The sequence below is a fragment of the Nocardia sp. NPDC088792 genome (assembly GCF_044750615.1).
Lineage (GTDB): Bacteria > Actinomycetota > Actinomycetes > Mycobacteriales > Mycobacteriaceae > Nocardia.
Map to the genome: position 1 here is coordinate 685,113 of NZ_JBIVKC010000006.1, position 23,562 is coordinate 708,674.

At 67.6% G+C, this 23,562-nt stretch carries 20 protein-coding genes; 9 read left to right on the forward strand and 11 right to left on the reverse strand.

What is annotated here, in order from left to right; translation table 11 throughout:
* Positions 1-23 precede the first annotated feature (23 nt).
* Complete coding sequence (locus ACIP5Y_RS39440) at positions 24-1,202, reverse strand: glycosyltransferase family 4 protein (RefSeq protein ID WP_400357898.1); 1,179 nt, start codon at positions 1,200-1,202, stop codon at positions 24-26.
* A complete protein-coding gene (locus tag ACIP5Y_RS39445; RefSeq protein ID WP_400357900.1) occupies positions 1,199-2,242 on the reverse strand; it encodes a glycosyltransferase family 4 protein in 1,044 nt (347 codons plus the stop codon). The genes ACIP5Y_RS39440 and ACIP5Y_RS39445 overlap by 4 nt, the downstream gene beginning before the upstream one ends.
* 259 nt (positions 2,243-2,501) lie before the next feature.
* On the opposite strand from ACIP5Y_RS39445, the gene ACIP5Y_RS39450 reads away from it, so the two are divergent.
* From ACIP5Y_RS39450 to ACIP5Y_RS39460, 3 genes are all read left to right on the forward strand, one after another.
* Positions 2,502-4,061 (forward strand): serine/threonine-protein kinase, encoded by a 1,560-nt coding sequence (locus tag ACIP5Y_RS39450; protein WP_400357902.1) that lies wholly within the window; start codon positions 2,502-2,504, stop codon positions 4,059-4,061.
* A 159-nt stretch (positions 4,062-4,220) separates the two neighbouring features.
* A complete protein-coding gene (locus ACIP5Y_RS39455; protein WP_400357904.1) occupies positions 4,221-5,657 on the forward strand; it encodes a polysaccharide pyruvyl transferase family protein in 1,437 nt (478 codons plus the stop codon).
* A complete protein-coding gene (locus ACIP5Y_RS39460) occupies positions 5,657-6,493 on the forward strand; it encodes a glycosyltransferase family 2 protein (protein WP_400357906.1) in 837 nt (278 codons plus the stop codon). The genes ACIP5Y_RS39455 and ACIP5Y_RS39460 overlap by 1 nt, the downstream gene beginning before the upstream one ends.
* Positions 6,494-6,515: 22 nt before the next feature.
* On the opposite strand, the gene ACIP5Y_RS39465 is transcribed toward ACIP5Y_RS39460, so the two are convergent.
* Both ACIP5Y_RS39465 and ACIP5Y_RS39470 read right to left on the reverse strand, forming a co-directional pair.
* Positions 6,516-7,136, reverse strand: coding sequence for an MspA family porin (locus ACIP5Y_RS39465; protein ID WP_400357908.1), 621 nt, complete (start codon positions 7,134-7,136; stop codon positions 6,516-6,518).
* 79 nt (positions 7,137-7,215) lie between these two features.
* Complete coding sequence (locus ACIP5Y_RS39470; protein WP_400358083.1) at positions 7,216-8,295, reverse strand: class I SAM-dependent methyltransferase; 1,080 nt, start codon at positions 8,293-8,295, stop codon at positions 7,216-7,218.
* A 29-nt stretch (positions 8,296-8,324) separates the two neighbouring features.
* Here ACIP5Y_RS39470 and rfbC point away from each other — a divergent pair, with 29 nt between their 5' ends.
* Entirely contained in the window at positions 8,325-8,894 is a 570-nt protein-coding gene (rfbC, locus tag ACIP5Y_RS39475; protein ID WP_400357910.1) for a dTDP-4-dehydrorhamnose 3,5-epimerase, read from the forward strand.
* A 5-nt stretch (positions 8,895-8,899) separates the two neighbouring features.
* Here rfbC and ACIP5Y_RS39480 read toward each other — a convergent pair whose 3' ends face one another.
* The 4 genes from ACIP5Y_RS39480 to ACIP5Y_RS39495 are packed head-to-tail and all read right to left on the reverse strand — an operon-like array spanning position 8,900 to position 12,601.
* On the reverse strand, positions 8,900-9,928 hold the full coding sequence (locus ACIP5Y_RS39480) for an NAD-dependent epimerase/dehydratase family protein (RefSeq protein ID WP_400357912.1): 1,029 nt from the start codon (positions 9,926-9,928) through the stop codon (positions 8,900-8,902).
* A 2-nt stretch (positions 9,929-9,930) separates the two neighbouring features.
* Positions 9,931-10,581, reverse strand: a complete 651-nt coding sequence (locus ACIP5Y_RS39485) for a PIG-L deacetylase family protein (protein ID WP_400357914.1) — start codon at positions 10,579-10,581, stop codon at positions 9,931-9,933.
* A complete protein-coding gene (locus ACIP5Y_RS39490) occupies positions 10,578-11,360 on the reverse strand; it encodes a sugar phosphate nucleotidyltransferase (RefSeq protein ID WP_400357916.1) in 783 nt (260 codons plus the stop codon). The genes ACIP5Y_RS39485 and ACIP5Y_RS39490 overlap by 4 nt, the downstream gene beginning before the upstream one ends.
* Positions 11,357-12,601, reverse strand: a complete 1,245-nt coding sequence (locus tag ACIP5Y_RS39495) for a methyltransferase domain-containing protein (protein WP_400357918.1) — start codon at positions 12,599-12,601, stop codon at positions 11,357-11,359. The genes ACIP5Y_RS39490 and ACIP5Y_RS39495 overlap by 4 nt, the downstream gene beginning before the upstream one ends.
* 548 nt (positions 12,602-13,149) lie before the next feature.
* On the opposite strand from ACIP5Y_RS39495, the gene ACIP5Y_RS39500 reads away from it, so the two are divergent.
* The 3 genes from ACIP5Y_RS39500 (at position 13,150) to ACIP5Y_RS39510 (ending at position 16,762) form a co-directional block, all read left to right on the forward strand.
* Entirely contained in the window at positions 13,150-14,625 is a 1,476-nt protein-coding gene (locus ACIP5Y_RS39500) for a sugar transferase (protein WP_400357920.1), read from the forward strand.
* 98 nt (positions 14,626-14,723) lie between these two features.
* Positions 14,724-15,950: a cytochrome P450 gene (locus ACIP5Y_RS39505; RefSeq protein WP_400357922.1), complete on the forward strand. Its 1,227-nt coding sequence runs from the start codon at positions 14,724-14,726 to the stop codon at positions 15,948-15,950.
* Between the two features lie 83 nt (positions 15,951-16,033).
* Positions 16,034-16,762: a TetR/AcrR family transcriptional regulator gene (locus ACIP5Y_RS39510; protein ID WP_400357924.1), complete on the forward strand. Its 729-nt coding sequence runs from the start codon at positions 16,034-16,036 to the stop codon at positions 16,760-16,762.
* Between the two features lie 5 nt (positions 16,763-16,767).
* Here the strand turns inward: ACIP5Y_RS39510 and ACIP5Y_RS39515 are convergent, their stop codons facing one another.
* Both ACIP5Y_RS39515 and ACIP5Y_RS39520 read right to left on the reverse strand, forming a co-directional pair.
* A complete protein-coding gene (locus ACIP5Y_RS39515; RefSeq protein ID WP_400357925.1) occupies positions 16,768-17,091 on the reverse strand; it encodes a hypothetical protein in 324 nt (107 codons plus the stop codon).
* A gap of 14 nt (positions 17,092-17,105) precedes the next feature.
* On the reverse strand, positions 17,106-19,304 hold the full coding sequence (locus tag ACIP5Y_RS39520) for an MMPL family transporter (RefSeq protein WP_400357927.1): 2,199 nt from the start codon (positions 19,302-19,304) through the stop codon (positions 17,106-17,108).
* Positions 19,305-19,430: 126 nt separating this feature from the next.
* On the opposite strand from ACIP5Y_RS39520, the gene ACIP5Y_RS39525 reads away from it, so the two are divergent.
* A complete protein-coding gene (locus ACIP5Y_RS39525) occupies positions 19,431-20,033 on the forward strand; it encodes a hypothetical protein (RefSeq protein WP_400357929.1) in 603 nt (200 codons plus the stop codon).
* Between the two features lie 13 nt (positions 20,034-20,046).
* Here the strand turns inward: ACIP5Y_RS39525 and ACIP5Y_RS39530 are convergent, their stop codons facing one another.
* Positions 20,047-21,495 (reverse strand): threonine/serine exporter ThrE family protein, encoded by a 1,449-nt coding sequence (locus ACIP5Y_RS39530; protein WP_400358085.1) that lies wholly within the window; start codon positions 21,493-21,495, stop codon positions 20,047-20,049.
* Positions 21,496-21,599: 104 nt separating this feature from the next.
* Here ACIP5Y_RS39530 and ACIP5Y_RS39535 point away from each other — a divergent pair, with 104 nt between their 5' ends.
* Complete coding sequence (locus ACIP5Y_RS39535) at positions 21,600-23,552, forward strand: acyl-CoA dehydrogenase (RefSeq protein WP_400357931.1); 1,953 nt, start codon at positions 21,600-21,602, stop codon at positions 23,550-23,552.
* The last annotated feature ends 10 nt before the right edge of the window (positions 23,553-23,562 follow it).

The window sequence follows — 23,562 nt, forward strand, 5'->3', positions numbered from 1 at the left end:
AGACCGGCAGCTGTTCCGTCGGATCATCCATGGCGCCACCGCTTTCCCGGCACCGTCGTGAGGAACTCGGTGACTTGGCGCGCCGATTCGGCGACATCGAAATCACGGGCCCGCACCCGGGCGGCCGCGGCGAGCTTGGTGCGCAGCTCCTGATCGGCGATCAGGGTGTCCAGTGCATGGGTGAGCCGGGCACGCTCGCCGGCGTCCACCAGCAGCCCGTTCACACCCGGCTCGACGATCTCCTCCGGCCCGCCCGGCCGGGTCGCGATGACCGCGCAGCCGGCCCGCATGCCCTCGACCACCACCTGACCGAAGGGTTCCGGCAGCACCGAGCAGTGCACGAGGATATCCGCCTCGTGCAGATAGGGTTCCGGATCCTCGACGTGGCCGGTGAAGATGACCGGGAGATCCAGCGCGGTGGCGCGGACCTCGAGCTCCCGGCGGTAGTCCTGCTCGTCGAAGAAGGTGCCGCCCACCAGGAAAACCTCGCGCGGCAGGTTCCGCACATCGGCCAGGGCCCGCAGAAACAGGTCCTGGCCCTTCCAGGGTGCGAGCCGGCCGACCACGACGACCACGGTCTCCGCCGCCGGGCGCTGTTCACGGCGACCGGACTCGGGCTCTTCGCTCACCGAACGGTATTCGACCCCCGGATAGGCGACCAGCGCGCGCCGGCGCCAGGTATACAGCGAGGCGAGCGTGCCGCGACTGTTGGCGATGTAGCCGTCCACCGCCAGCCAGCCCAGCAGCCGGACCGCGGTGGCCAGCCACTGGCCGAAGTACTCGGCGGAAATCCGGTCGTGCACATGCCAGACGAGCGGGATACCGGCCCGGCGCGCGGCGACCGCGCCCATGAGCATGGCCTTGCTGCTGCCCGCCACCAGCACGGTGGCCCCGAGCTCGCGCATCGTGGCGCCGAGCCGCCAGCCCAGCCGCAGCAGGCCGAGCCCGCCGCGCAGCAGACTGCCTACCCCGGCCTTGTCGATGGTCATGGCGCGGGAGTCGAAATCATTGCGCACCACGCGGGTTTCGATGCCGCGCTCGGCCATCCGGCGCAGCATGGGGCCGTCCTCGGTATAGACGACCGCGGTCCGGCCCGCGGGCATGGCCGAAACCAGGCGCAGGGTGGCGAGTTCGGCTCCGGAGGGCGCGGCGGTATGCGCGAGGAAGACCGCCCGCAATGGTTTCGCCCCGGGCGGTGTCATAGGCTCACGAGCTCGGCGTAGAGGTCGCGGTGCCGGCGGGCGGCGATCGGCCACGCGAAGGTCTCCGCATGGGCGCGGCACCGGCCGGGATCGGGTCGCGCGCCGGCGAGGGCGGCGGTGATCCGCGCGGCGAGGGCCTCGGTACCGCCGGGCGGGACGATCAGGCTCGCATCCAATTCACGGATGGAATCAGGCAATCCACCACAGTCGGACACGATCGGGGCGCGACCGGCCGCCAGGGATTCGAGCGCGATGAGCCCGAAACCCTCGAGCGCCAGCGATGGCACCACGGTCAGTTCCGCCTGGCGATACAGCTCGGTGAGGTCTCGATCGCGCACGGCACCGGTGAAGGAAATGGTGGGATCATCCCCCGCCAGACCGCGCAATTCCGTTTCGGCAGTACCGGTTCCGACGATCACCAGGCGGGCGTGCGGCTGCTCGGCCCGGACCGCGGGCCAGGCGCGCAACAGCACATCGATACCCATGCGCCGCTCCAATCGGCGGACGCACAGCACGGTGCCGGGAGCGGTGGGCGGCTCGGTCGCCGGGAAGCGGTCCAGGTCGACGCCCGGCGGTATCACCCGGACCCGATCCGCGGGCACCCGGTAGTCGTGGATCAGCAATTGCCGAAAGTGCTGGGACAGCACGACGAACCGATCCGCGAAGGTGTAGCGCAGGCGTTCGAGGAGGTACTTCGCCCGCACCGCCCGCGCACCCTCGCCGGCCATGCGGCTCTCGGCGGCCCAGGGGCCGTGGAAGTGCACCACCAGCGGATTCCGGACCGGTGACGGCCCGTACAGCGAGAAATGGCGATCGAGGACCGCCCCGCGCGGCAGGTCCGCGCGATCCAGGTAGGCCGCCCGTGCCCGTTGCAGGGTCGAGCCGCCGGTCGGTCCCCAGCTGGCCGCGCCATCCGGTGCGGCGCCGAATGCCTTTGCCGTAACGGATATTTCGGGCTCGCGTGCGAGGGCGGTGTACAGGTCGGTGAAGTATCGATTCAGTCCGCCGGGGGCCGCCGAAAACCACTCGGAACCCGTCATATGCACCCGAAGCGGTTGCGCCAAAACCCTCACCCCCGGGTTCGTCACAGACAGAACCGGGCCGATGGTCACGGCCCGAGCGCCATTGCAGCGCAAGTGTATGTCACCGCGCGCGGCGGGGCGGGTTATCGCTCCGCAATCGACCGGGCGGCCGGTGCCGGCCGAATGATTGCCCGCGGCAATCGAACTGACCCGTCCGGAGCGGCGTACATGTGGGTTAGGGTGATCGGCAGCGCAGTGCGGTCGGAGGAAGTGCGGTTTGGGGAGGACACTCTCAGCGGGGCAGGCATTCGCGGGCTATCAGGTCGAACGGCTGCTCGGAGTCGGCGGGATGGGCGAGGTCTATCTCGCGCGCGACCCTGACCTGCCGCGATCGGTCGCCCTGAAGTTGCTCGCGCCGGGCAAGGCCGACGATCCCGAGGTGCGTGCGCGATTTCTGCGGGAGGCCGATACGGCCGCGCGGCTGGCGCATCCGAACATCGTCACCGTCTACGCGCGCGGCAATGCCGAGCATCGGCTCTGGATGGCCATGCAGTACATCGAGGGCACCGATGTGTCCGCAGTGCTGCGCGAGGGCGCGCTGCGCCCGGACCACGCGGTCCGCATCATCGGCGAGACCGCCCGCGCGCTCGACCACGCACACCGTGCGGGCGTGCTGCACCGGGATGTGAAACCGGCCAATATCCTGCTGGAATGGGGGCCCGATCAGCGGGTCTACCTGGCGGACTTCGGCATTGCCAAGGCCCTCGACCAGACCACGGGTATCACCAGAACCGGTGAGATGTACGCGAGCTTCCAATACGCGGCGCCCGAACAGTTCGAACTCCGGTCCGATGTCGATCGCCGCGCCGATGTCTACGCCCTGGGCTGCACCCTCTATCACATGCTCACCGGCGAACTGCCCTACCCGGGAGAATCCACCGCCCAGCTGGTGGCGGGTCATCTCAGCGGTCCCGTCCCGCGGCCCAGCGAGCGAAACCACGCGGTGCCCAGCGCCTTCGACGCGGTCATCGCCCGCGCCCTCGCCAAGGACCGTGAGCAGCGCTACGCGAGCTGTGGTGAACTCGCCACCGCCGCGGCCCAGGCGCTCGCGGCCCCGACCCATCCGTGGAGTAATCCGGGCCTGCCTGTCCAATCCTCGGGTCTGCCCAACCAGGACGCCCGCCCGGCCGGCTGGGACACGGCACCCACTCAGGCGTCGCCGCCACCGCACTTCGTCTCGGGACCGGCTGCCGCGCCGCCGATCCAGGGTTCCCACGCATCGCCTCCGGCGGTGCCGCGGCGCCGCTCGCGGCGTCGATGGCTGCTGTCGGCGGCGCTCGTCGTGGTGGTGCTGGCCGCCGCCATCGGTATCGGATTCGGCACCGGTGCGCTGCATTTCAAGCTCGGGGCGGCCGATGCCGGTGGGGGAGCGCCGGCGATCGTGGCGGGTAAGGACAATCCGTCCCAGGATGCCGCGATCAAGGCCGCGTGTGATTACGGGCAGCTGGTCAATACCTATGACTACGGCAATGGCGACGGCTGGCAGGCCAAGGTGCTCGCCGGCGCCACCGGAGACTGGAAATCCCAGCTGCAGGGGGTGCTTCCGGCCATGCGCATGTTGCTGGAGAGTGGCACGCACACCCGTTCCACGGGTGGCAAATGTGTCGTCACCTCCGGTAGCGGCACCCACTACGAGTTCACCGGGAACTTCGACCTGGTCGATACCGTGAACGGCAAGGACGCCAACCAGCGCAGCGAATCCATCGGCATGGCCATGGATTACGTGGACGGCCGCTGGCTGTGCAGCAAAATGGATCTGCCCCTGCTGCCCAGCTGAAGCCGGCGCACAGCGAACTCCCAGGAACTCGGATGATCTTGTGAATGAAGCCGTTTCGCGGCCCTGCCGCATTTGTCCGGTGTAGCGCACAGCCACAGCGGTGCGATAGATTCCCTGCGAATTCATGCTCGTCAAACCGGGCGTCGGAAGGAATCGAGCGTGGGGCAAACTGGCGCGGGGGACGGTGCCGGGAAACTGCGGGTACTCATCGACAACGGCGAGTACTGGCTACGCAATCGCGGTGATATCGCGATGATGGTGATGACCGTCGAGCGGTTACGCGAGCGCTGGCCGCACGCGCGCATCGGCATGCTCACCGACCAGCCACACATACTGAACGGCCTCTTACCGCAGGCCGAACCGGTGGTCGCCTACGGCGGCGGGCAATGGGGCAGAGGCAGCGGATGGGGCGCGGGCGGGGTGCCCGGCCGGCTGGATCGAGCCGCCGCCGTACACCTCACCGGTCCCGCGGCCGTGCACTGGCGGGCGCTCACCGAAGTGCCCAAACACCATCTGCGCGAGGCACGCGACCGGGTGCGCGACGGGATGCGCGCCCTCACCGGCGAATCACGGCCCGAGCGCGACGACGGCATGCCGGATTTGCCGCCGGTCCCCGCCGCGGTCGCCGATTCGTCGCTGGTCATTGCCCAGGGTGGCGGCTATATGACCGATATCGACAAGTACCAGGCCCACCGGACCCTCAACCTGCTGGAAGCCGCGCAGCAGCACGGCATTCCGAATGTGATGATCGGCCAGGGCCTCGGCCCCATGCGCGATCCCGAGCTGCTGCGCCGCGCGGCGGCGGTGCTGCCGGGCGTGGATCTCATCGCGGTCCGCGAGGGCCTGCGCGGCCCCGAACTGCTCGAGCAGGCCGGCGTGCGCTCCGATCGCATCCTGGTGACCGGCGATGACGCCGTCGAATTCGCCTACCGCCTGCGGCGTCCGGAGATCGGCACCGATCTGGGCCTGTGCCTGCGCATCTCGGACTACTCCAAGGTGAGCAATGCCGCCCGCGACACCCTCGGCGAGGTGGTGCGCCGCGAGGGCCGCGCCCTGGGCACCGCGCTGGCCCCGCTCATCATCTCCGAATACGACGACGAGGACCGCCGCCACACCCTGCCACTGCTGGGCGGGGCGCACCGCACCCGGCCGGTCATCGCCCGCACGGGCACCGCGCAGGATGTCGCGCGGCAGGTCTCCCGCTGCCGGGTACTCGTGACGAGCGCCTACCATCTGGCGGTATTCGCACTGTCCCAAGGCATTCCGGCGGTGGCTGTAACGGCGTCCCAGTATTACGACGACAAGTTCTATGGGTTGGCCGACATGTTCGAGGCGAACACCGCGGAGGCCGAGACGGCCGGCGCGGGGTTGCGCATCGTGCATCTCGACTCCGAGCACCTCGAAACCGAACTGACCCGTGCGATCCGGCAGCTGTGGGAGGCTGCACCCGATCTGCGGGATACGTTGCAGCGCAAGGCGGTCGAGCAGATCGATGCCGGGCGCGCGGGTCTGGAGCGGGTATACGGGCTCGTGGACGGGCATGACGGGAACCGGCCCGCACCTGTTACCGGCAGTGCAGCACTTCAGGGGGAGTAATGAACAACCTTTCGGTGTGTGTCCCGGCCTTCAATTCCGGGCGCACCCTGGAGGCCACCATGCGCTCGATTCTGGTCCAGGACACCGAGATGGAAATCCTGGTACTGGACAATGCCAGCACCGACGACACCGGCGAGATCGCGAAATCCTTCGACGACCCGCGCGTGCGGGTGCACCGCAACGACGAGACGCTGCCCATCGGCGAGAACTGGAACAAGGCCGTCTCGCTGTCCGCGGGCCGCTTCGTGAAGGTGGTGTGCGCCGATGACATCCTGCTGCCCGGCGCGCTGGACCGGCAACTGGAGGTGCTGGGCGATAACGGGATCGCCATCTGCTCGTCGCGGTTCCAGGTCATCGACGAGGACGGGAAGATCGAGGAATCGGGCCTCGGGCTACCGGATCTACTAGGCCCCAAGGACGTCCGCGCCCTCATGCGGGTGATCGTGCGGCGCGGCCCCGCCGATTTCGGGCCCACCGCCGCGGCGACCTTCCGCCGCAAGGACTTCGACCGGGTGGGCGGCTTCCGCGGTGATCTGGTGTTCCCCATGGATGTGGACCTGTTCGCCCGGGTGAGCGCGTTCGGCCTGTTCTTCGGCATGGCGGAAGTGCTCGCGGCCTGGCGCAATTCGAGCTTCAACCTGTGCAGCAATACCTCGACGGTCAGCAAGCTCACCGAGATGCTGCGTTTCCACCATCGGCTCGGCTCGGAGTATCCGCAGTACGTCGGCCGGGGCGCGGTGCTCGGCGGCGACTGGCGGCTGGCCCGCGCCGCGGCGGAGCGGGTGCGGGTCCGGACGGTGGCAACGGCGTTGCGCCGTCCGGATCTACTGCACTGAACGGATTCAGTTGCCGGTCACCTCAGTTGCTGGTCGTCGGACCGTAGGCCATGACGGTGTCGCCGGTGCTGCTGACCAGCTTGACGTACGGGCGGACCGTGGTGGTGCCGAGCACGCCGGTCACCGTGCCGTGGAAGCCCGCCAGGGTGATGCAGCCGTCGGTGCCGGAGACATCGCCATTGGCCGCGTCCACCGAGGTGATGCCCGGACCGAAGGCCACATCGAGTTCGCCGCCGACGGTCGGGATCAGGTTGAAGACGTAGAGCGACGGCGGCGTGGTGACCTGGACTTCCAGCTGCGGCGTCTCGTACTGGACATTGAGTTTGCCGGTCAGCGTCGCCGGATAGCCGACCTGGTAGCCGATGGTGATGTGGCCGTTCCAGTCACCGGTGCCGCCGGAGACGTGGAAGCAGGCCTTGCCGTTGTGGAACCACTCCCGGGTGAGCGGATTACCGTCCAGCGGCGGTACGAAGTTGATCTTGGTGTCGGCCACGATCGCCTCGACGGTGCGGCCCTGCTGGTCCACCAGCGAATTGCTGGCATCCACGGCCGCGCTCGAAGTTCCGCCCCCGAACACCACACCGACGGTGCCGACGACCGCGATCGCCAGCGTGCGCGTGACCATGCGCTGTTGCTTCCCCATGACTCTCCCCATTCCCTCATCAGGTTTACCGCGTTACCAGCCCGGCGCGATCTCCGTGCCGGGCGAATCCTAGTGCCGTTCAGTGCGATCCGGGGACTTCCACCACCCACCTCCCGTCCAGCTCCGGCAGCCGCGAGCGCACCTCGGGCAGGAGGTCGGGCAGGGTGAGCAGCACCCGATCCGGTTGCGCGGCAACCAGTGCGGCGGGATCGATGATCGGCACGTCGGTGCCCGGCATGCGGCAGCCCTGCTTGGCGGGCGAGGCATCGGCCACCGCCGTGAGCAGGCCGCGGTGCACGCCGGCCAGGTGCAGCAGCGCCACCGCGCGGGAAGCCGCGCCATAGGCGTACACCGAACGGCCGGAAGAGGTTTCTCGTTCGAGCCAGGTACGCAGCGCGCGCGCCTGCCGGTCGGCCGCATCCTGCAGCGTGCGCAGCGTATCCGGTTCCGTGACAGCCGACTCGGCCGCCAGGATCCGCAGTGCGGTGTCGTCCGGGTCGATCGGGGCGTGCACGGCCGCGACCAGCACCGTGCCGCCGTAGAGGTCGAACTCCCAGGCCGTGGCCACGCTCATCCCGGCCGCGGCCAGCAGCTCGCGCAGCGCGGTCAGCGAGTAGTAGGCGAAATGACCGTGCCGCAGCGCATTCCACTGCTGTTGCGCCACGATCGTGTGCAGTGAATGGAATTGCAGCAGCAGTACGCCGCCCGGCGCGGTCGCCGCCGCCCGCCGGGCGAACGCGGCCCGCTGATCGGGCTCGTGCATGATGCCGAAACAGTCCAGCACGACGTCGGCGGGATCCGCGGTTTCGGTGAAACCCCGGGCGCCCAGCAGCGACAGCCAGCTGCCACCGTGCGGACTGCCGAACTCGCGCACGGTCCGGCCGCGCAGCCAGCCCGCCGCCGCGACTCTGGACACGGCGTCGTCGGCCTGATCCCGCAGCGCCTGCGGTTCCACCGCACGCGGCTCGGCGGTGACCGTATCGTCCTCGGCGAGCTGCGCCAGCCCACACGTGCGGCAGAGATCCATACCGAGGGGATGCCCGGTCTCGGTGAGATCCGGAATCGCGTCGACGGCCGGAAAGTCATCTGCCGCAGGCATTTTCCCCAGATCCAGCACCCGGACCAGCGGCCCGGTTCCGCATCCGCGACACTCGCGCATTCGCCCGCCGCTCATGGCACCATGGCCTGGTGCGCATCGAACCGACCGAGTTGGCCGACGTCCTGCTGCTGACGCCGCAGCCCTACCGGGACGGCCGGGGCCTGTTCACCCGGACCTTCGACGCCGGCGTCTTCGACGACTACCTCGGGATCCCCGGCCTGGCGGCGACTTTCGTGCAGGACTCGCAATCGCGGTCCTACCGCGGCGTGGTGCGCGGCATGCACGGCCGGGCCGGGCGCGGTGAGGCCAAGCTGGTGCGCTGCGCGCACGGCGCGGTGCACGACGTGCTGGTGGACATCCGCCCGGACTCTCCGAGCTTCGGCCGCCAACAGGCATTCCAGCTCGACGACATCGACTTCCGGCACCTCTATGTGCCGCCGGGCTTCCTGCACGGCTTCCAGGCGCTGACCCCGGTGGCCGATGTCTGCTACCGGATCGACCGGCCGCACGATCCGGCCGAGGACCTCGGCGTGGTCTACGACGATCCGGAGCTGGCCATCGAATGGCCGCAGCCGGTCACCGTGGTCTCGGAGCGCGACGCGGGCGCGGGCTCCTGGCGGCAACTGATCGCGGCCCATCGCCTCGCGCCGCGGGCTTGACCGCCTCACGCTCCGATCCTCACCCGGCGCAGTTCGTCGTCGAGAACTCCCGTCTCCTTCAACGACTTCAGGTGTGCGAGGCGCGTGAAGCGCTGGAAGAACGCCTCCGTGGTGAGGCCGCGTGCGGTGTACTCGCGATACAACTCGGCCGCGCCGTCCGGAATACTCCACTGCGCCTCGTAGCCCAAATCCCTGCGGGCGGCGGAGAAATCGACGCGGTAGGAACGCGGATCGGCGCCCGCCTCGCCCGTGATCACGAGCGTGGATCCGGGCACGGTGTCGACCACCGCCTGGGCGATCTGCGCGACGGTCAGGTTATTGGTCTCGGTGCCCACGTTGTACGCGCGGCAATGGATCGCGGGCGCCGGCGCTTCGAGACATACCGCGAACGCGCGGGCGATGTCCTGCGCATGCACGAGCGGGCGCCACGGCGTGCCGTCGGACAGCACCCGCACCTCCCCGGTGAGCACCGCGTACCCGACCAGATTGTTGAGCACGATATCGGCGCGCAGCCGTGGGGAGAACCCGAAAGCCGTGGCATTGCGCAGGAATACGGGGGTGAAGCCGGAATCCGCGAGCGCCGCCACATCATCCTCGACGCGCACCTTGGACTCCGCGTACGGGGTCAGCGGCTTGAGCGGTGCGTCCTCACCCACCAGGCCGTCGCCCGCCGCGCCGTAGACCGAACATGTGGAGGCGTACAGGAACCGGCGCACGCCCGCCTCCTTGGCCAGCCGGGCCAGCCGCACCGAGGCGTGATGGTTGATGTCGTAGGTGATGGTCGGGGCCAGCGCTCCCAGTGGATCATTGGACAGCGCCGCCAGATGCACGACCGCGTCGAACCCGGCGAGCTGATCCGCGCGCACATCCCGCAGATCGACGGTGAGCGTGGGCGGCTGCGCCGGGGCCGTGCCCAGCACGCAGTCCGCGAAATACCCGATGTCCAAGCCGGTCACCTCGTGACCGGCCTGCTGTAGCAGCGGCGCCATGACGGTGCCCAGATAACCCTGATGCCCGGTGACGAGCACGCGCATGATCACGCACCTCCGAAAGTGATGGTGGCCTTGTCCAGCAGGAAGCCCTCGGCGTGCCGAGCGCGGCACTGCACCCCGCGCAGCCGGGACAGGGCCAGGAAGGACTGCTCGTCGAACCAGTCCCGATCGCGTTGTGAGGGATAGTGCTTCAGCAGCAGCGCCGCCTTGCGCTCGGCGATGCCGTCGGGCAGTGGATGGAACACGGTCGGCTGCGGAGTGTCGCTCTCCCACTTGAGAATCTCGTAACCGAGGATCAGGTGGTCGCGGAACTCGGTGGGCGCCAGCTCGGCCAGCAGGCGGTGATCCTGATGCGCGTCACCGCGCTGCGGCGCGAACACCAGCTGCGGAGCGCCCCCGCGGCGCAACGCCGCCACCGCGTCCTTGACCCGCTCCCAGTGCGCGGGCGCGTACCCGTCCGGCACATCCAGGATGCGCAACTCCAGATCGGCTCCCGGGCAGAAGGATTCGAGCGCCTGCTGCTCCTCCCGGGCACGTTCGGTACCGGCGCCGCTGAGCACCAGCGCCCGGACCCGCAGTTCCGCAACGGTATCGGCGAGGCTCAGCAGCGTGCCGCCGAGCCCGATGGCGAGATCGTCGCAGTGCGCGGCGAGCAGGGCGATCTCGCGGACCGCTCCGGTGTCGAATCGGATCATGCGCCGGCTTGCTCCCAGACCATCCACGGGCGATCACCCTGCTGATAACCGGAATCCAGTTCGGCCCGCTCCTTGAAGGTATCGGCCGGCTTCCAGAACCCTTCGTGCTGATAGCCGTACAGGCGACCCTGCGCGGCCAGTGCGCCACAGGCGTCCTCGACCAGATCACCGCCCTCGGGCAGATGGTCGAAAACCTCTGGCGTCAGCACGAAGTAGCCGCCGTTCTCCCAGATGGGCAGCCGCGAGACCGGGGTGATGTTCTTGACCTCACCGCCCGAGCTCACATCCACGCAGTGGAAGGAGGACTGCGGCGGCACGATCATCATGGAGGCCGCCGCCCCCGAGGACCGGAACTGCGCCACCATCTCGTCCAGCGGGGCGTCGGTGAGCACATCGGCGTAATTGGCCAGGAAATACGGCTCGTCACCCAGATGCGGGCGCACCCGGCGCAGCCGCTCACCGATCGGCGACTCCACTCCGGTGTCCACGAAGGTGATGGTCCAGTCGCTGATATCGGACTGCAATAACTCGACCTTGCCGCCGCGAATCACGAAATCGTTGGACACCGATTCCTGATAGGTGAGGAAGAAGTTCTTGATATGCGCGGCCCCGTAGCCGAGGCACAGAATGAAATCCTTGTGACCGAAATGCGCGTAGTAGCGCATCACATGCCAGATGAGCGGGCGCGGGCCCACCATCTGCATCGGCTTGGGGATCATGTCCTCGGTGCCGTTGCGCATCCGCATGCCGTAGCCGCCGCAGAACAGTACGACCTTCACTTCGCTTGCCTTCCTGCGTGATTCGCGGCGTGATGCAGCGTGGGGAGGGGATAGACCAGTTCGCCGCCCCAGGACCGGACGTGGTCCAGCTGGGCGGTCAGCTCGGCTTCGAGATTCCAGGGCAGTATCAGCACCACGTCCGGGCGGTCCGCGTCGATGCGTTCCGGTGGATGGATCGGGATGCGCGCGCCGGGGGTGAACCGGCCGTGCTTGTAAGGATTACGGTCCACGGTGTACTCGAGCAAGTCGGCGCGAATACCGCAGTAATTCAGCAGCGTGTTGCCTTTTCCGGGCGCCCCGTAACCTACGACGCGTTTGCCGGAAGCCTTGGCGTCCAGCAGGTATCGCAGCAGTTCCTGGCGGACGTGCTCGGCGCGCGGGCGCAGGCCGAGGTAGCCGGCAACCTCGTGGAGACCGGCCAGTTCCTCGAGTCGCAACACCTCCGCTACTCGTTCGTTCGGCTCGGCAATACCGTCGGGCCGTGCCAACAGCCGCAGCGAACCACCGTGTGTCTGCAGCAGTTCCACGTCCACGACGGTGAGCCCGGCGGTCGCGAGCGCGCGCTGCGCGGACAACAGTGTGTAGTACTGGAAGTGCTCGTGATAGACGGTGTCGAACTGCCCGCGGGTCACCAGCTCCAGCGCGTGGTGCACCTCGATGGACAACCAGCCGTCGTCGGCCAGCAGCGCCCGCAGTGACCTGGTGAAACCCAGGAGGTCGGGGATGTGGGCGTAAACGTTGTTGGCCACCACCAGATCTGCCGGGCCGCGCTCGGCGCACAGTTGCGCGGCGAGGTCCTCGTCGAGGAAGGCGGTGGTGGTCGGGACGCCCTTGTCCCGGGCGGCCGCGCCGACGTTCACCGACGGTTCGATGCCCAGGCACGGGATGCCGGCGGCCACCGCGTGCTGCAGCAGATAGCCATCGTTGCTGGCGACCTCAATTATGAAACTATTCTCGTTCAGATTTAGCTGCTGGATTGCCTGTTCCACGAAGAGTTTTGCATGCAGCACCCAACTGTCCGAAAATGAAGAATAGTAGGCATATTCGGTGAACGTTTCCTCCGGTGTGATGAGCGCCGGAATCTGCAGCAGCAGACATTGTTCACAGAGACGCAGGTGTAACGGGTGAGTTAACTCCGGCAGGTCGAGCTCGCCGGCGGTCAGGAATTTCTCGCAGGGCGGCGTCGCGCCGAGATCGAGAATGCTTATCAGACGGTCGGATTCACACACACGGCAATGCACGCAGATTCCCCTCTGTCCGCCGAACCCAGGCTTCCGCTGCCATCGGCTGTCCTGTGTTCGGATCGATCCGGCCTTACGTTACAACAGGATTCACCAGGACCGCCCGGGTCCGGGCGTGGCGGCTGCTGCGGGAGGAGTGATTTTTCTGCGGGTCGCAGAACCGGGTTTCCGTCGGGCAAACGCTCGAGCCTTGCAAACCAAGGGCTTCGACCATCTCACACTGTGTGAGTTGCGTAGATCAACCTGCGATTCTGCGAATAGGGGAAATAGGGGGAAACGCAAGGGAAACCGGTTGTGTCGGTTCGAGCTACCGTGCGGATACGTTGGGAGAGTGGCAGGTTGGCACTGTATGTCAGAGCAGGGTGTGTAACATTCGGCTTCTGGTCATCGACGCAGTCTGTGACCGTATCGGTTGTCATGGTCCTGAAAGCCCTTGGGAAACCGGCGTCAGCCCGTTCGTGGAACTGATCAGCGGGGATCGGAACCGAGTTCTCCCGTGGGGGAGGTGCGTTCGTTTCATGAGTTTCGAAGTTTCAGCCCGTCGCCCTGTGCGTGCGACCAGGCTGCCGCGGCCGGAGCCGCGTTCCGACAGAGAACGATGGCAGGCGGACTACGCACGCCGCCTGTCGATCAGTGACCTGCTGGTGGTGTGCGCGGCGGTCGGCATGGCACAGTTCATCCGCTTCGGCGGCGCCGAGGAGCCGCCGTTGGCTTCCGCGCTACCGCTGGAGGTCGGCTACACCGTCGTCACGGTGGTGCTGGTACTGGCCTGGACCGCCACCCTGACCCTCGGCGGCACTCGCTCGCCACGCGTAATCGGCAGTGGCACAGAGGAATACCGGCGCGTCGTCTCCGCCTCACTCAAACTCTTCGGCGGCATCGCCATCGTGTCGCTACTGCTACGCGTGGATGTCGCCCGCGGCTATCTGGCGATCGCGCTACCGCTGGGCATGATCGGCCTCATGATCGAACGCCGCCTCTGGCGCGGCTGGGTCGCCGGGCGCCGCACGCGCGGGCAGTACCGCACCGCCACGCTCGTGGTCGGCAGCCCGGAAGCGGCGCGCGCCATGGTCGCGGCCTTCTCCCGGGACCGGGACAGCTGCTATCGGATCATCGGCATCTGCACTCGCGGCGAGAGCGTGGTCGCCGGGCGGGTCGTGGTGGACGGCCGCGAGATCCCGATCCTCGGCAGCGATGCGGACGTACTCGAGGTGGTCCGGCGCACCGGCGCCGACACGGTCGCCGTCACCGCCACCGACAATCTGGGTCCGGCCGACTTCCGGCGCATGGCATGGGAATTGGACGAACTGGGCGCCGAGCTGATCGTCACGCCCGGGCTGGTCGATATCGCCGGCACCCGGCTCACCCATCGCGTCGTCGCGGATATGCCCATGCTGCATGTGGAGAAGCCGCAGTACGACCGCGCGAAGTCGATTCGCAAGGGGGTCTTCGACTTCTGCTTCGCGCTGCTCGCCGTCATCGCCATCGCACCGGCCCTGGCCGCCATCGCGTGCGCGGTGAAGGTCGGCAGTCGCGGGCCGGTGTTCTATCTGTCCGAGCGCATCGGCCGCGACGGCGAGCCGTTCCGGATGATCAAGTTCCGCAGCATGTACGTCGACGCCGAGGCGCATATCAACGCGCTCATCGACACCAATGGCGGCAATCCGCTGTTCTTCAAGATCCGGAACGATCCGCGCGTCACGCCCATCGGCCGGGTGATCCGCAAATACAGCCTCGACGAGCTGCCGCAGTTCTTCAATGTGCTGCGCGGCGAGATGAGCATCGTCGGGCCGCGGCCGCAGGTACAGCGGGAGGTGGCGGCCTACGACGGGATCATGCGCCGGCGACTGCTGGTCAAGCCCGGGGTCACCGGCCTGTGGCAGGTGAGCGGGCGTTCCGATCTGCTGCCCGATGACGCCATGCGCCTGGATCTCTCGTACGTCGAGAACTGGTCGATGGTGCTGGATCTGCTGTTGATCGCCAAGACCATCGGCGCGGTGACCAAGGGTGAAGGGGCCTACTGAGCGCCGCCTGAGAAAGTGAACGGCTTTTACTAAAAGGTGTTCACAAAAGCCGGTGTGGTGTGGTTCACTCCAGTGGAACGTGTTCCAAAGGAGGTACCGTGTCCGCGCCGTCCGTGCCCACCGGCTTCGATTTCACCGATCCCGATCTGCTCGCCCAGCGACTTCCCGTCGAGGAATTCGCCCAGCTCCGCCGCACCAACCCGGTCCACTGGGTGCCGCAGGCCGACAACCTGACCGGCTTCAACGATGGCGGCTACTGGGCCGTCACCAAGATGGACGACATCAAGGAGATCTCCAAGAACCCGGAGATCTTCTCCTCGGAGGAGAACACCTCCGTCATCCGCTTCTACGGCGATATCGCCCGCGAAGAGATCGAGGTGCAGCGCTACCTGCTGCTCAATATGGACCCGCCGCGCCACACCAAGCTGCGCCGCATCATCTCCAAGGGCTTCACCCCGCGCGCCATCGAGAGCCTGCGCGAAGCCCTGCGCGAACGCGCCGAGCGAATCGTGCACGAGGCCAAGAAGAACGGCGGCGGCAACTTCGTCGAACAGGTCGCCTGCGAACTCCCGCTGCAGGCCATCGCCGAACTCATCGGCATCCCGCAGGAAGACCGCGGCAAGATCTTCAACTGGTCCAACCAGATGATCGGCTACGACGACCCCGAATTCGACGGGGACCACAAGGTCGCCACCGCCGAGGTCATGGGCTACTCCTGGAACCTCGCCGAACAGCGCCGCGCCTGCCCGATGGACGATATCGCCAGCACCCTGTTGCAGGCCGACGTCGACGGTGAATCGCTGGCCTCCGACGAATTCGCGTGGTTCGTCATCCTGCTGTCCGTGGCCGGCAACGAAACCACCCGCAATGCCACCACCCACGGCATGAAGGCCTTCGTCGACAACCCGGATCAGTGGGAGCTCTACAAGGAGCAGCGCCCGCGCACCGCCCCCGACGAGATCGTGCGCTGGGCCACCCCGGTCATCGCCTTCCAGCGGACCGCCATGCAGGACACCGTGATCGGCGGGCAGGACATCAAGCAGGGGCAGCGCATCGGCATGTTCTACAGCGCCGCCAACTTCGACGAAGAGCACTTCGAGGACCCCTACAAGTTCGACGTGCTGCGCAACCCGAACCCGCACGTCGGCTTCGGCGGCACCGGCACCCACTACTGTGTCGGCGCGAATCTGGCTCGCCTGCAGCTGGATCTGATCTTCAACGCCATCGCCGATGTGATGCCGAACCTGCGCCAGGTCTCCGAACCGGTCCGCCTGCGCTCGGGCTGGCTCAACGGCATCAAGAGCTGGCAGGTCGCCTACGAATGAGCGGCCCGGGCCCGTGGCGTCGACTAGCGTAATCACCCTAGCGAAGGCATACGGGCCCAAGCTCCTTCGACATGGAGACGACAATGAGCGAGATCCGCCGACGCGGCAGGATGCCGGCGGTGAGCGATGCCGACATCCGTCGCGTCGCGCGTTCACTACTGGTCGAGCAGGGCCCCGACGCCATCACCCTGCGGGCCATCGCGCGGGAGCTGGGCATCACCGCTCCCGCGCTGTACCGCTATTACGAATCGCGCGAATGCCTGGTCTCGGCGGTGCGCACCGAGGTGTGCGCCGACCTCGCGGTGTACCTGGCCGCCGGGCTCGAGGGCCTGCCCGATGACGCGGGCATCCGCTTCTTCGCCATCTGCCGCGGCTTCCGGCGCTGGTCGCTCACCCACGCGCAGGAATTCACCCTCGTCTTCGCCTCACCCGCGGCCGCCGGAATCGACAGCGCCATGCGGCAATTCGGCGAACCGGTGGGGCGGCTCTTCCTCGAGGCCGCCGGTCGGCTGCTGAGTGAATACGACGTCGTCACGCCCCCGACCGAACTCATCCCCGCCGAACTCCGCGACGATCTGGTCGGCTTCCAAACGGATCTGCTGCGCGTCCTCGCCGAGTCCGGCCAGAAGTTCCCGGCCGAAAAGCTCGATCTCGGCGTGAGTTACGTGATGATCCAATTCTGGGCGCGGCTCTACGGCCACGTCACCCTGGAAGTGTTCGGCAACTACCCGATTCACGTGACCCACCCCGACGTCCTCTTCGATTCCACGCTGGCCGATATCGGCCGCACCATCGGAATCGGCGTCGGCTGAACAGCTCAGCTGATGGAGACCTCGCAGTTGGTCTGGAACACCGCCTTGGCCGGGACATCCAGCGTCGCCGTGCCGATGACCTTGATCCGCGGTACCTGATCCGCGTTCGGTGCGTCCGCGGACGGCAGTGCGGCGAACCAGCAGTCGTAGCCGTCCGGGGTCAGCACCCATTCGTCATCGTGATCGAAGCCGTTCTGGATCATGCCGCCGTGCGGTGAATACAGCACCTCACGGTCGCTCGTCACCGTCAGGGGCGCCGCCCCGGCCGGGCCGGCGCCCATCCCGATGAACGAAACAGCCAGGGCGGCAACCATGATCGCACGTCTCATGCCCTCATAGTGCCCTACCGCGATGCGCGGGCGAGCTCCCCAATTTCTTGGGGCTCCGCGTCGGGCTCGTCCGGAACCGCCTCGCCGAGGCCGATCCGGCGCTGAATCCGCTTCATCCACGCGGGCGCCCACCAGCATCGATCACCGAGCAACTGCATGGCCGCGGGGACCAGCAGCATGCGGAGCAGGGTCGCGTCGATGAACAGCGCGGCGATCATGCCGTAGGCGATGTACTGCATCATCACCAGATCCGAGAACGCGAAAGCGCCCGTCACGACGAACAGGATCAACGCCGCGGCAGTGATGATGCGGCCGGTGTGCGCGGTGCCCTCGCGGATCGCCTCCGAGGTCGAGGCGCCGCGCGCTCGCGCTTCGACCATGCGGGACACCAGGAATACCTCGTAGTCGGTGGACAGGCCGTAGATGATCGCGATGATCACCGCCAGCACATTGGCCTGAATCGGCTGCGGGGTGAAGTTCAGCAGCCCGGAACCGTGGCCCTCCACGAAGATCCAGGACAGGATGCCCAGCGTGGAACCCAAGCCCAAGGCACTCATCAAGGCCGCCTTGAGCGGCAGGATCAGCGAACCGAAGGTGAGGAACATCAGGATCGTGCTGAGCGCGAACACCAGCAGGATCATCAGCGGCACCCGGTCCAGCATGGCCGCGATGGTGTCGTACTGAATGGCGGGAACGCCGCCGACGATCATCCGGGTCCCGTCGGGAACGTGCAGCCCGCGTAGGTATTTCATGGCTGCATCGGGGTGCGACGAGTCGACCATGGTGGCGGTGGTGCGGAAGACGTCGGGCTGGGTGGTCGAGCGGGAGGGGATGCCGAACCCGGCCGAGGTGAGACCCGGCGCCATGTTCGCCTTATCGACCAGCGGGCCGATCGCCGTCGGGTTGTCGGTGATGAAGACCAGCTGGAGCGGGTCGGATTTGCGGAACGGGAAGTACTTGTCGATCTGCTCCTGCGCCACCCGGGTGGGGTTGTCCGGCGGCAGGTACTTCTCGGTGAAGCCGCCGAAGGCGATGCTGCGTATGGGCAGAATCAGCAGGAACAACCCGATCACGATGGGGATCGCGACCTTGCGCGGATTGCGGATCACCCACGAGGTGCTGCGGCTCCACAGACCGGCGTCGATCTCCGCGGCCGTGCGGGTGCGGCGGAAGCGCTTGAGGCCGAGCGCATCCACGCGCCGGCCCAGGATGGCCAGCACGGCCGGCAAAATGGTGATGGCCGACAGGGCCGCGAGCGCGACCGTCGCGATCGCTCCGTAGGCAATCGATTTCAGGAAGCCCTGTGGGAACAGGAGCAGCCCACCGAGACTGGCGATGATCATGGTGGCCGAGAACACCACGGTGCGGCCGGCGGTCATCACGGTGCGCCGCACGGCGGTCGGGACGTCCCGGCCCGCTGCCAGCTCCTCTCGGAAGCGACTGACTATGAACAGGCCGTAATCGATCGCCAAACCGAGACCGACCATCGAGACCACCGGGGCGACAAACGAGTTCACCGGGGTGTAGTGGGTGATGATCCGCACGATGCCGTTCGCGCTGCCGACCGTGAGCACGCCGACGATCAATGGCAGCGCGGCCGCGACGACGCCACCGAAGACGAAGAACAACAGCACCGCCACCAACGGGATGGCGAGCACCTCCATTCGGTGCATATCGTCGGCGATGGTGCCCTGTAGCGCGCTCGCGACCGGTTGCAGGCCGCCCACCTGGACATCGATGCCCGGAATCGCGAAGGCGTTCTTGATCGACTCGTAGCCGGAGGTGTCGGCGGTGTCCTTCAGCGCGATGGTGGCGATCGCGCGGGTTTTGTCCTTGGTAGCCGCGGCCACCGCGGCGGAACCGGTTTCGGTGGGCCAATACGCGAGGTTCACCTTGGCGATCTCGTCCGGATATCGGTGCGGCAGGCTGTTGAGACTGGCGACCACCGCCGAGCTGAAATCGGGATCGTCGACCGTCTTGCCCGCGGGCGCGGTGTACAACACAGCCACATCGACATCGTGATTGCGGCCGAAGGCCTGATCGGCCAGCACCGCGGCCTGCGTGGAGGGTGAGTTCGGATCGTCCATTCCGCCCGAATAGAGCAGGTTCTGGACACCCCATCCATAACCACTCAACGCGAGCAGTCCCGCGGCGATCACCGCGATCACTCCGAACCGCCAGCGGCAGACCACGTCTCCCCATCTTGCGAACACAGGTCTCCCACCGCTCCGATTCATATGACACGGTAACAAGTCAGAACAGCGCGCGGCACGGCGCGCTGTGTCACAAGGCTTTTCGACCCTGCCCGCCGGCCGCCGACCGGCGGTAGGGTTTTGATCATGAGTTACGCCTTGAGCATCTATCTGGTCGATATCGACCGGGTGCGCAATGCGATCGGTTCGCGGGATCACGACCTGCCGCAGATGATCGGGGGCCGGTTCCGCGACGAGTTCGCGCACGCGGACGAGGTGTTCGCGGACCGCATAGCCGCCGGGTGGCCGACCCGGCTCGAGGCGGTGCGGGCGGTCGTCGCCGGAGGTCCCTTCCACACCGAATTCGCCGCCCAGTACGCGCACGCGTATCAGGCCATCTGCGCATTCCACGGGCGGCCGCAGGACAATTCGTCCTTTTCGCCGTGCCGGGCCGGCTGGCTGGAAACCGTGGACGACGGGCTGCTCGAACTCGGGATCAGCGGAATCACCCTGACGGACTTCGGGTATCCCGGACTACCCGCGGGCCTGCCCACGCCGGAGTTCGCCTGGGGTTACGCGGAGTGGTCGGCCGAGGAGTGCGCCAAGCTGCTGGCGCAATGGGAGCAGACCACACCGCAGCGGCGCTCGGCCCTGCAACGCGATGTGCTGGAGGCGATCACCTCCTGCATGGGGTGGGCGCGCGCCGCCCGCGATGTGCCGGGCCGGGGCCTCGCCGGATTCCTCGCTTAGGCGTCCGGCGGGCTCAGCTGGTCCGGCGCGTGCCGGCGCCTCGCGAGACGCTGAATCGCGGGCGGCGAATCGTGCCGAACCGCTTGGCGATTCGCGGCCGGCGCAGATCACGCGCGATCCACTCACCCAGCGTCACGCCCGCCGCCAGCGCACAACCCACCGCGAAGGCGCCGAACAGCTGATTGATGCCGATCAGCTGTTCGCCGTCGAGCAATGCGTACAGGCCGCGATAGACCCGCAGGCCCGGGAGCAGGGGAGTGATGCCCGCGACCGCGACCACCAGTGGCGGCGTCAGTGAGCGGCGGGCCAGCAGGCCACCGGCCAGACCCACCACCGTCGCCGCCGCACCGGAGGAGACGACCGGGCCGAAACCCGCATGCTGCACCAAGAGATAGACGATGGTCGCCGCCGCACCACTGAAGGCCGCCGCGGCGAGGGCCCGCCGCTCGGCATAACAGGCCAGGGCGAAGGCCGCGGCGGTGACCGCACCGGCCAGGAGTTTGAGCGGCAGATTGGTGAGGTCGCGACCCGGCGACATATCCACCGTCGGGACACTGGCGTCGAACATCTCGGCCACCCGCAGCGTGAGGGTGATGCCCGCGATGATGCCGCCGGTCATCATCATGACCTCGAGCATGCGTGCCGACGCGGTGATGGGTGCACCCGTGATCGCGTCCTCGACCGAACCCACCAGCTGTAAACCGGCCAGCAGCACCGCGATTCCCGCCGCGATGATCAGCGAGGGATCGGCATGGATGCCGTGGCCGTAGGTGGATACCAGTACCGCGGGCACCGCCGCGATCATGCCGCCCACCATGTGCTGGAAGAAGAAGGGCAACCCGCGCCGGTTGAGCACCCGATTGGTGCGGTCGATCAGCATCGTGGTCGCGAAACTCAGCACCGCGATGAGCGCGCCACCATTGAGCAGCACCGCCACCCCCGCGGCCATGAGCGCCCAGCCGAAGGTGGCGATCCAGCGGTGATACGGGTGCGGCGCCGAGGTGATCCGGTCCAGCGCCTCGAGCGCTTCACCGGGCGGCACCAGCTCTCGCCGGATGCGCCGGGTCAACCGGTCGACCGCCGCCAACCGGGTGAAGTCGAGCGAACGGTAGTGCACCACCCGCATGGTCGTGGCGGGCGGCAGCTTCGGGCCACGGTCGGCGGAGATACGAATCGAGTTGTAGGTGACATCGATATCGCATTTCGACAGGCCGTAGGTCGAGGCGATGAACTCGATCTGCGTGGTGGTGTCCATGACCGCGGTCCCCGACGCCAGCACCACCTCACCGACACGCTCGACCAGATCCAGCACTTCGGTCACGGCCGCGTCATCGGTCAGATCGATCGGCTGCACCGGGGCGGGCGCCTCCACGACCGCATCGGCCGTCGCGTGCCGCTCGGCGACAATGCGGTCGACCAGGCCGGTCACCAATCGTCGCCACCGCGCACGCAATCGGGGCACAGCAGCGTCGGGCGCTATCGCCAGCTCGTTGCTCACAGGGAAAAACGTACACGGGTGGCCCGGATCACCTGGTCGAGCAGGTCGGGCGCAGTAGTGTTCGGAGTATGGCGACCGGACGCGAATCGATTGCGGCGAATCTACGTGCGGCCCTGGACGGCCCCTGGCGGGACGTCCGCGAGCAGGCCCGCACCCACCTCGACGACGAACGCCTCTACGGCGATCCCTACCTCGACTACCGGGCGGCCAGGGCCCGCGTGCTCGACCAGATGCACCTGGTGTCCTCCTTCGGCTGGGCCGAGAAGGGCTACAAGCTCGGCCACGGCGGCACCGGTGAACCCGGCGCGGCCGTCACCGCACTGGAGATGCTCGCCTACACCGATCTGTCGCTGTGGGTGAAATGCGGTGTGCAGTGGGGACTTTTCGGCGGCGCCGTCGAAAACCTCGGCACCGAACGGCACAAGACCTATATCCAGGAACTCATTCCGCTCGACCTGCTCGGCTGCTTCGCCATGACCGAGACCGGGCACGGCAGTGACGTGGCCAACCTGGAGACCACCGCCACCTACGATCCCGCCACCCAGGAATTCGTGGTGCACAGCCCGACCCCCGGCGCCCGCAAGGACTACATCGGCGGCGCGGCCGAACATGCCCGCATGGCAGCGGTTTTCGCGCAGTTGATCACCGGCGGTGAAAGCCAGGGCGTGCACTGTTTCCTGGTGCCCATCCGCGACGCGGCGGGCGCCGACCTGCCCGGCGTCACCACCTCCGACTGCGGGCTCAAGGGCGGCCTGCCCGGCGTCGACAATGGCCGAATCCTGTTCGACCAGGTGCGAATTCCGCGCGAGAACCTGCTCAACCGGTATGCCGACGTCGAACCCGACGGCACCTACAGCTCCGAGATCGCCAACCCCAGCCGGCGCTTCTTCACCACCCTCGGCACCCTCGTGCGCGGACGGGTGAGCGTCGGCGGCGCGGCCTCCGCCGGAGCCCGCGTCGCCCTGAGCATCGCGGTGCGCTACGCCGAAAAGCGGCGTCAGTTCGCCGATCCCGACACCGGCGAAGAGACCGTGCTCATGGATTACCGCAGTCACCAGCGGCGACTGCTGCCGCTCGTGGCACGGTCCTACGCGCTGTCGTTCGCGCAGAACGATCTCGTACTGCGCATGCATCTGGTGCAGACCGGGCAGGATGTCGACCCCAATGCCCAGCGCGCCCTGGAGAAGCGCGCGGCCGGACTCAAGGTCGCGCAGACCCGGCACGCCACCCGCGCCATCCAGGAATGCCGCGAAGCCTGCGGCGGCGCAGGCTATCTCACCGAGAACCGGCTGGTCACCCTCAAGGCCGACACCGACGTGTTCACCACCTTCGAGGGCGACAATCTGGTGCTCACCCAGCTGGTCGCCAAGGAACTGCTCACCGCCTACTCCGACGAGGTGCGCGACCTCGACGCGCTGGGCTGGGTGCGATTCGCCGCCACCATGGCCCGCGATGTGGTGCGCGAACGCTCCGGCGTGCGGCAGATGATCCAGCGATTGCGCGACCGCGGCGACGAATCCGTCGACGAGGCCGACCTGTCGCGGCGCTCGGTCCAGTTGCAGCTCTTCGCCGACCGCGAGGACTACCTGGTGCGCACCGCCGCCCACCGGCTGCGCGCCCGCGCCGAGGAGACCGGGCCCTTCGAGGCGTTCAACAACGCACAGGACCACATTCTCACCGCCGGCACCGCGCATATCGAACGGCTCGTGCTCGAGGCGTTCATCGACGGCATCGCCGATATCGAGGATCCGGACGCCCGCGCGCTCGCCGAGACGGTGTGCGATCTGTTCGTCTACACCACCATCGAGGAGAACCAGGCCTGGTTCATCATGCACCGGTTCATGTCCGTCGAACGCGCCAAGAACGTGCGCCGCGGCGTGAACGAGCTCGTGGACCGGCTGCGGCCGGACGCCTTGACCCTCATCGAAGGATTGGGCGTGCCCGAGCGCATGCTGCACGCGGTCATGCTCGAGGATCCGAAGTCGCTCGCCGAGCAGGAGCACGCACCCGTCGCACGCTGAACCTTCTTGC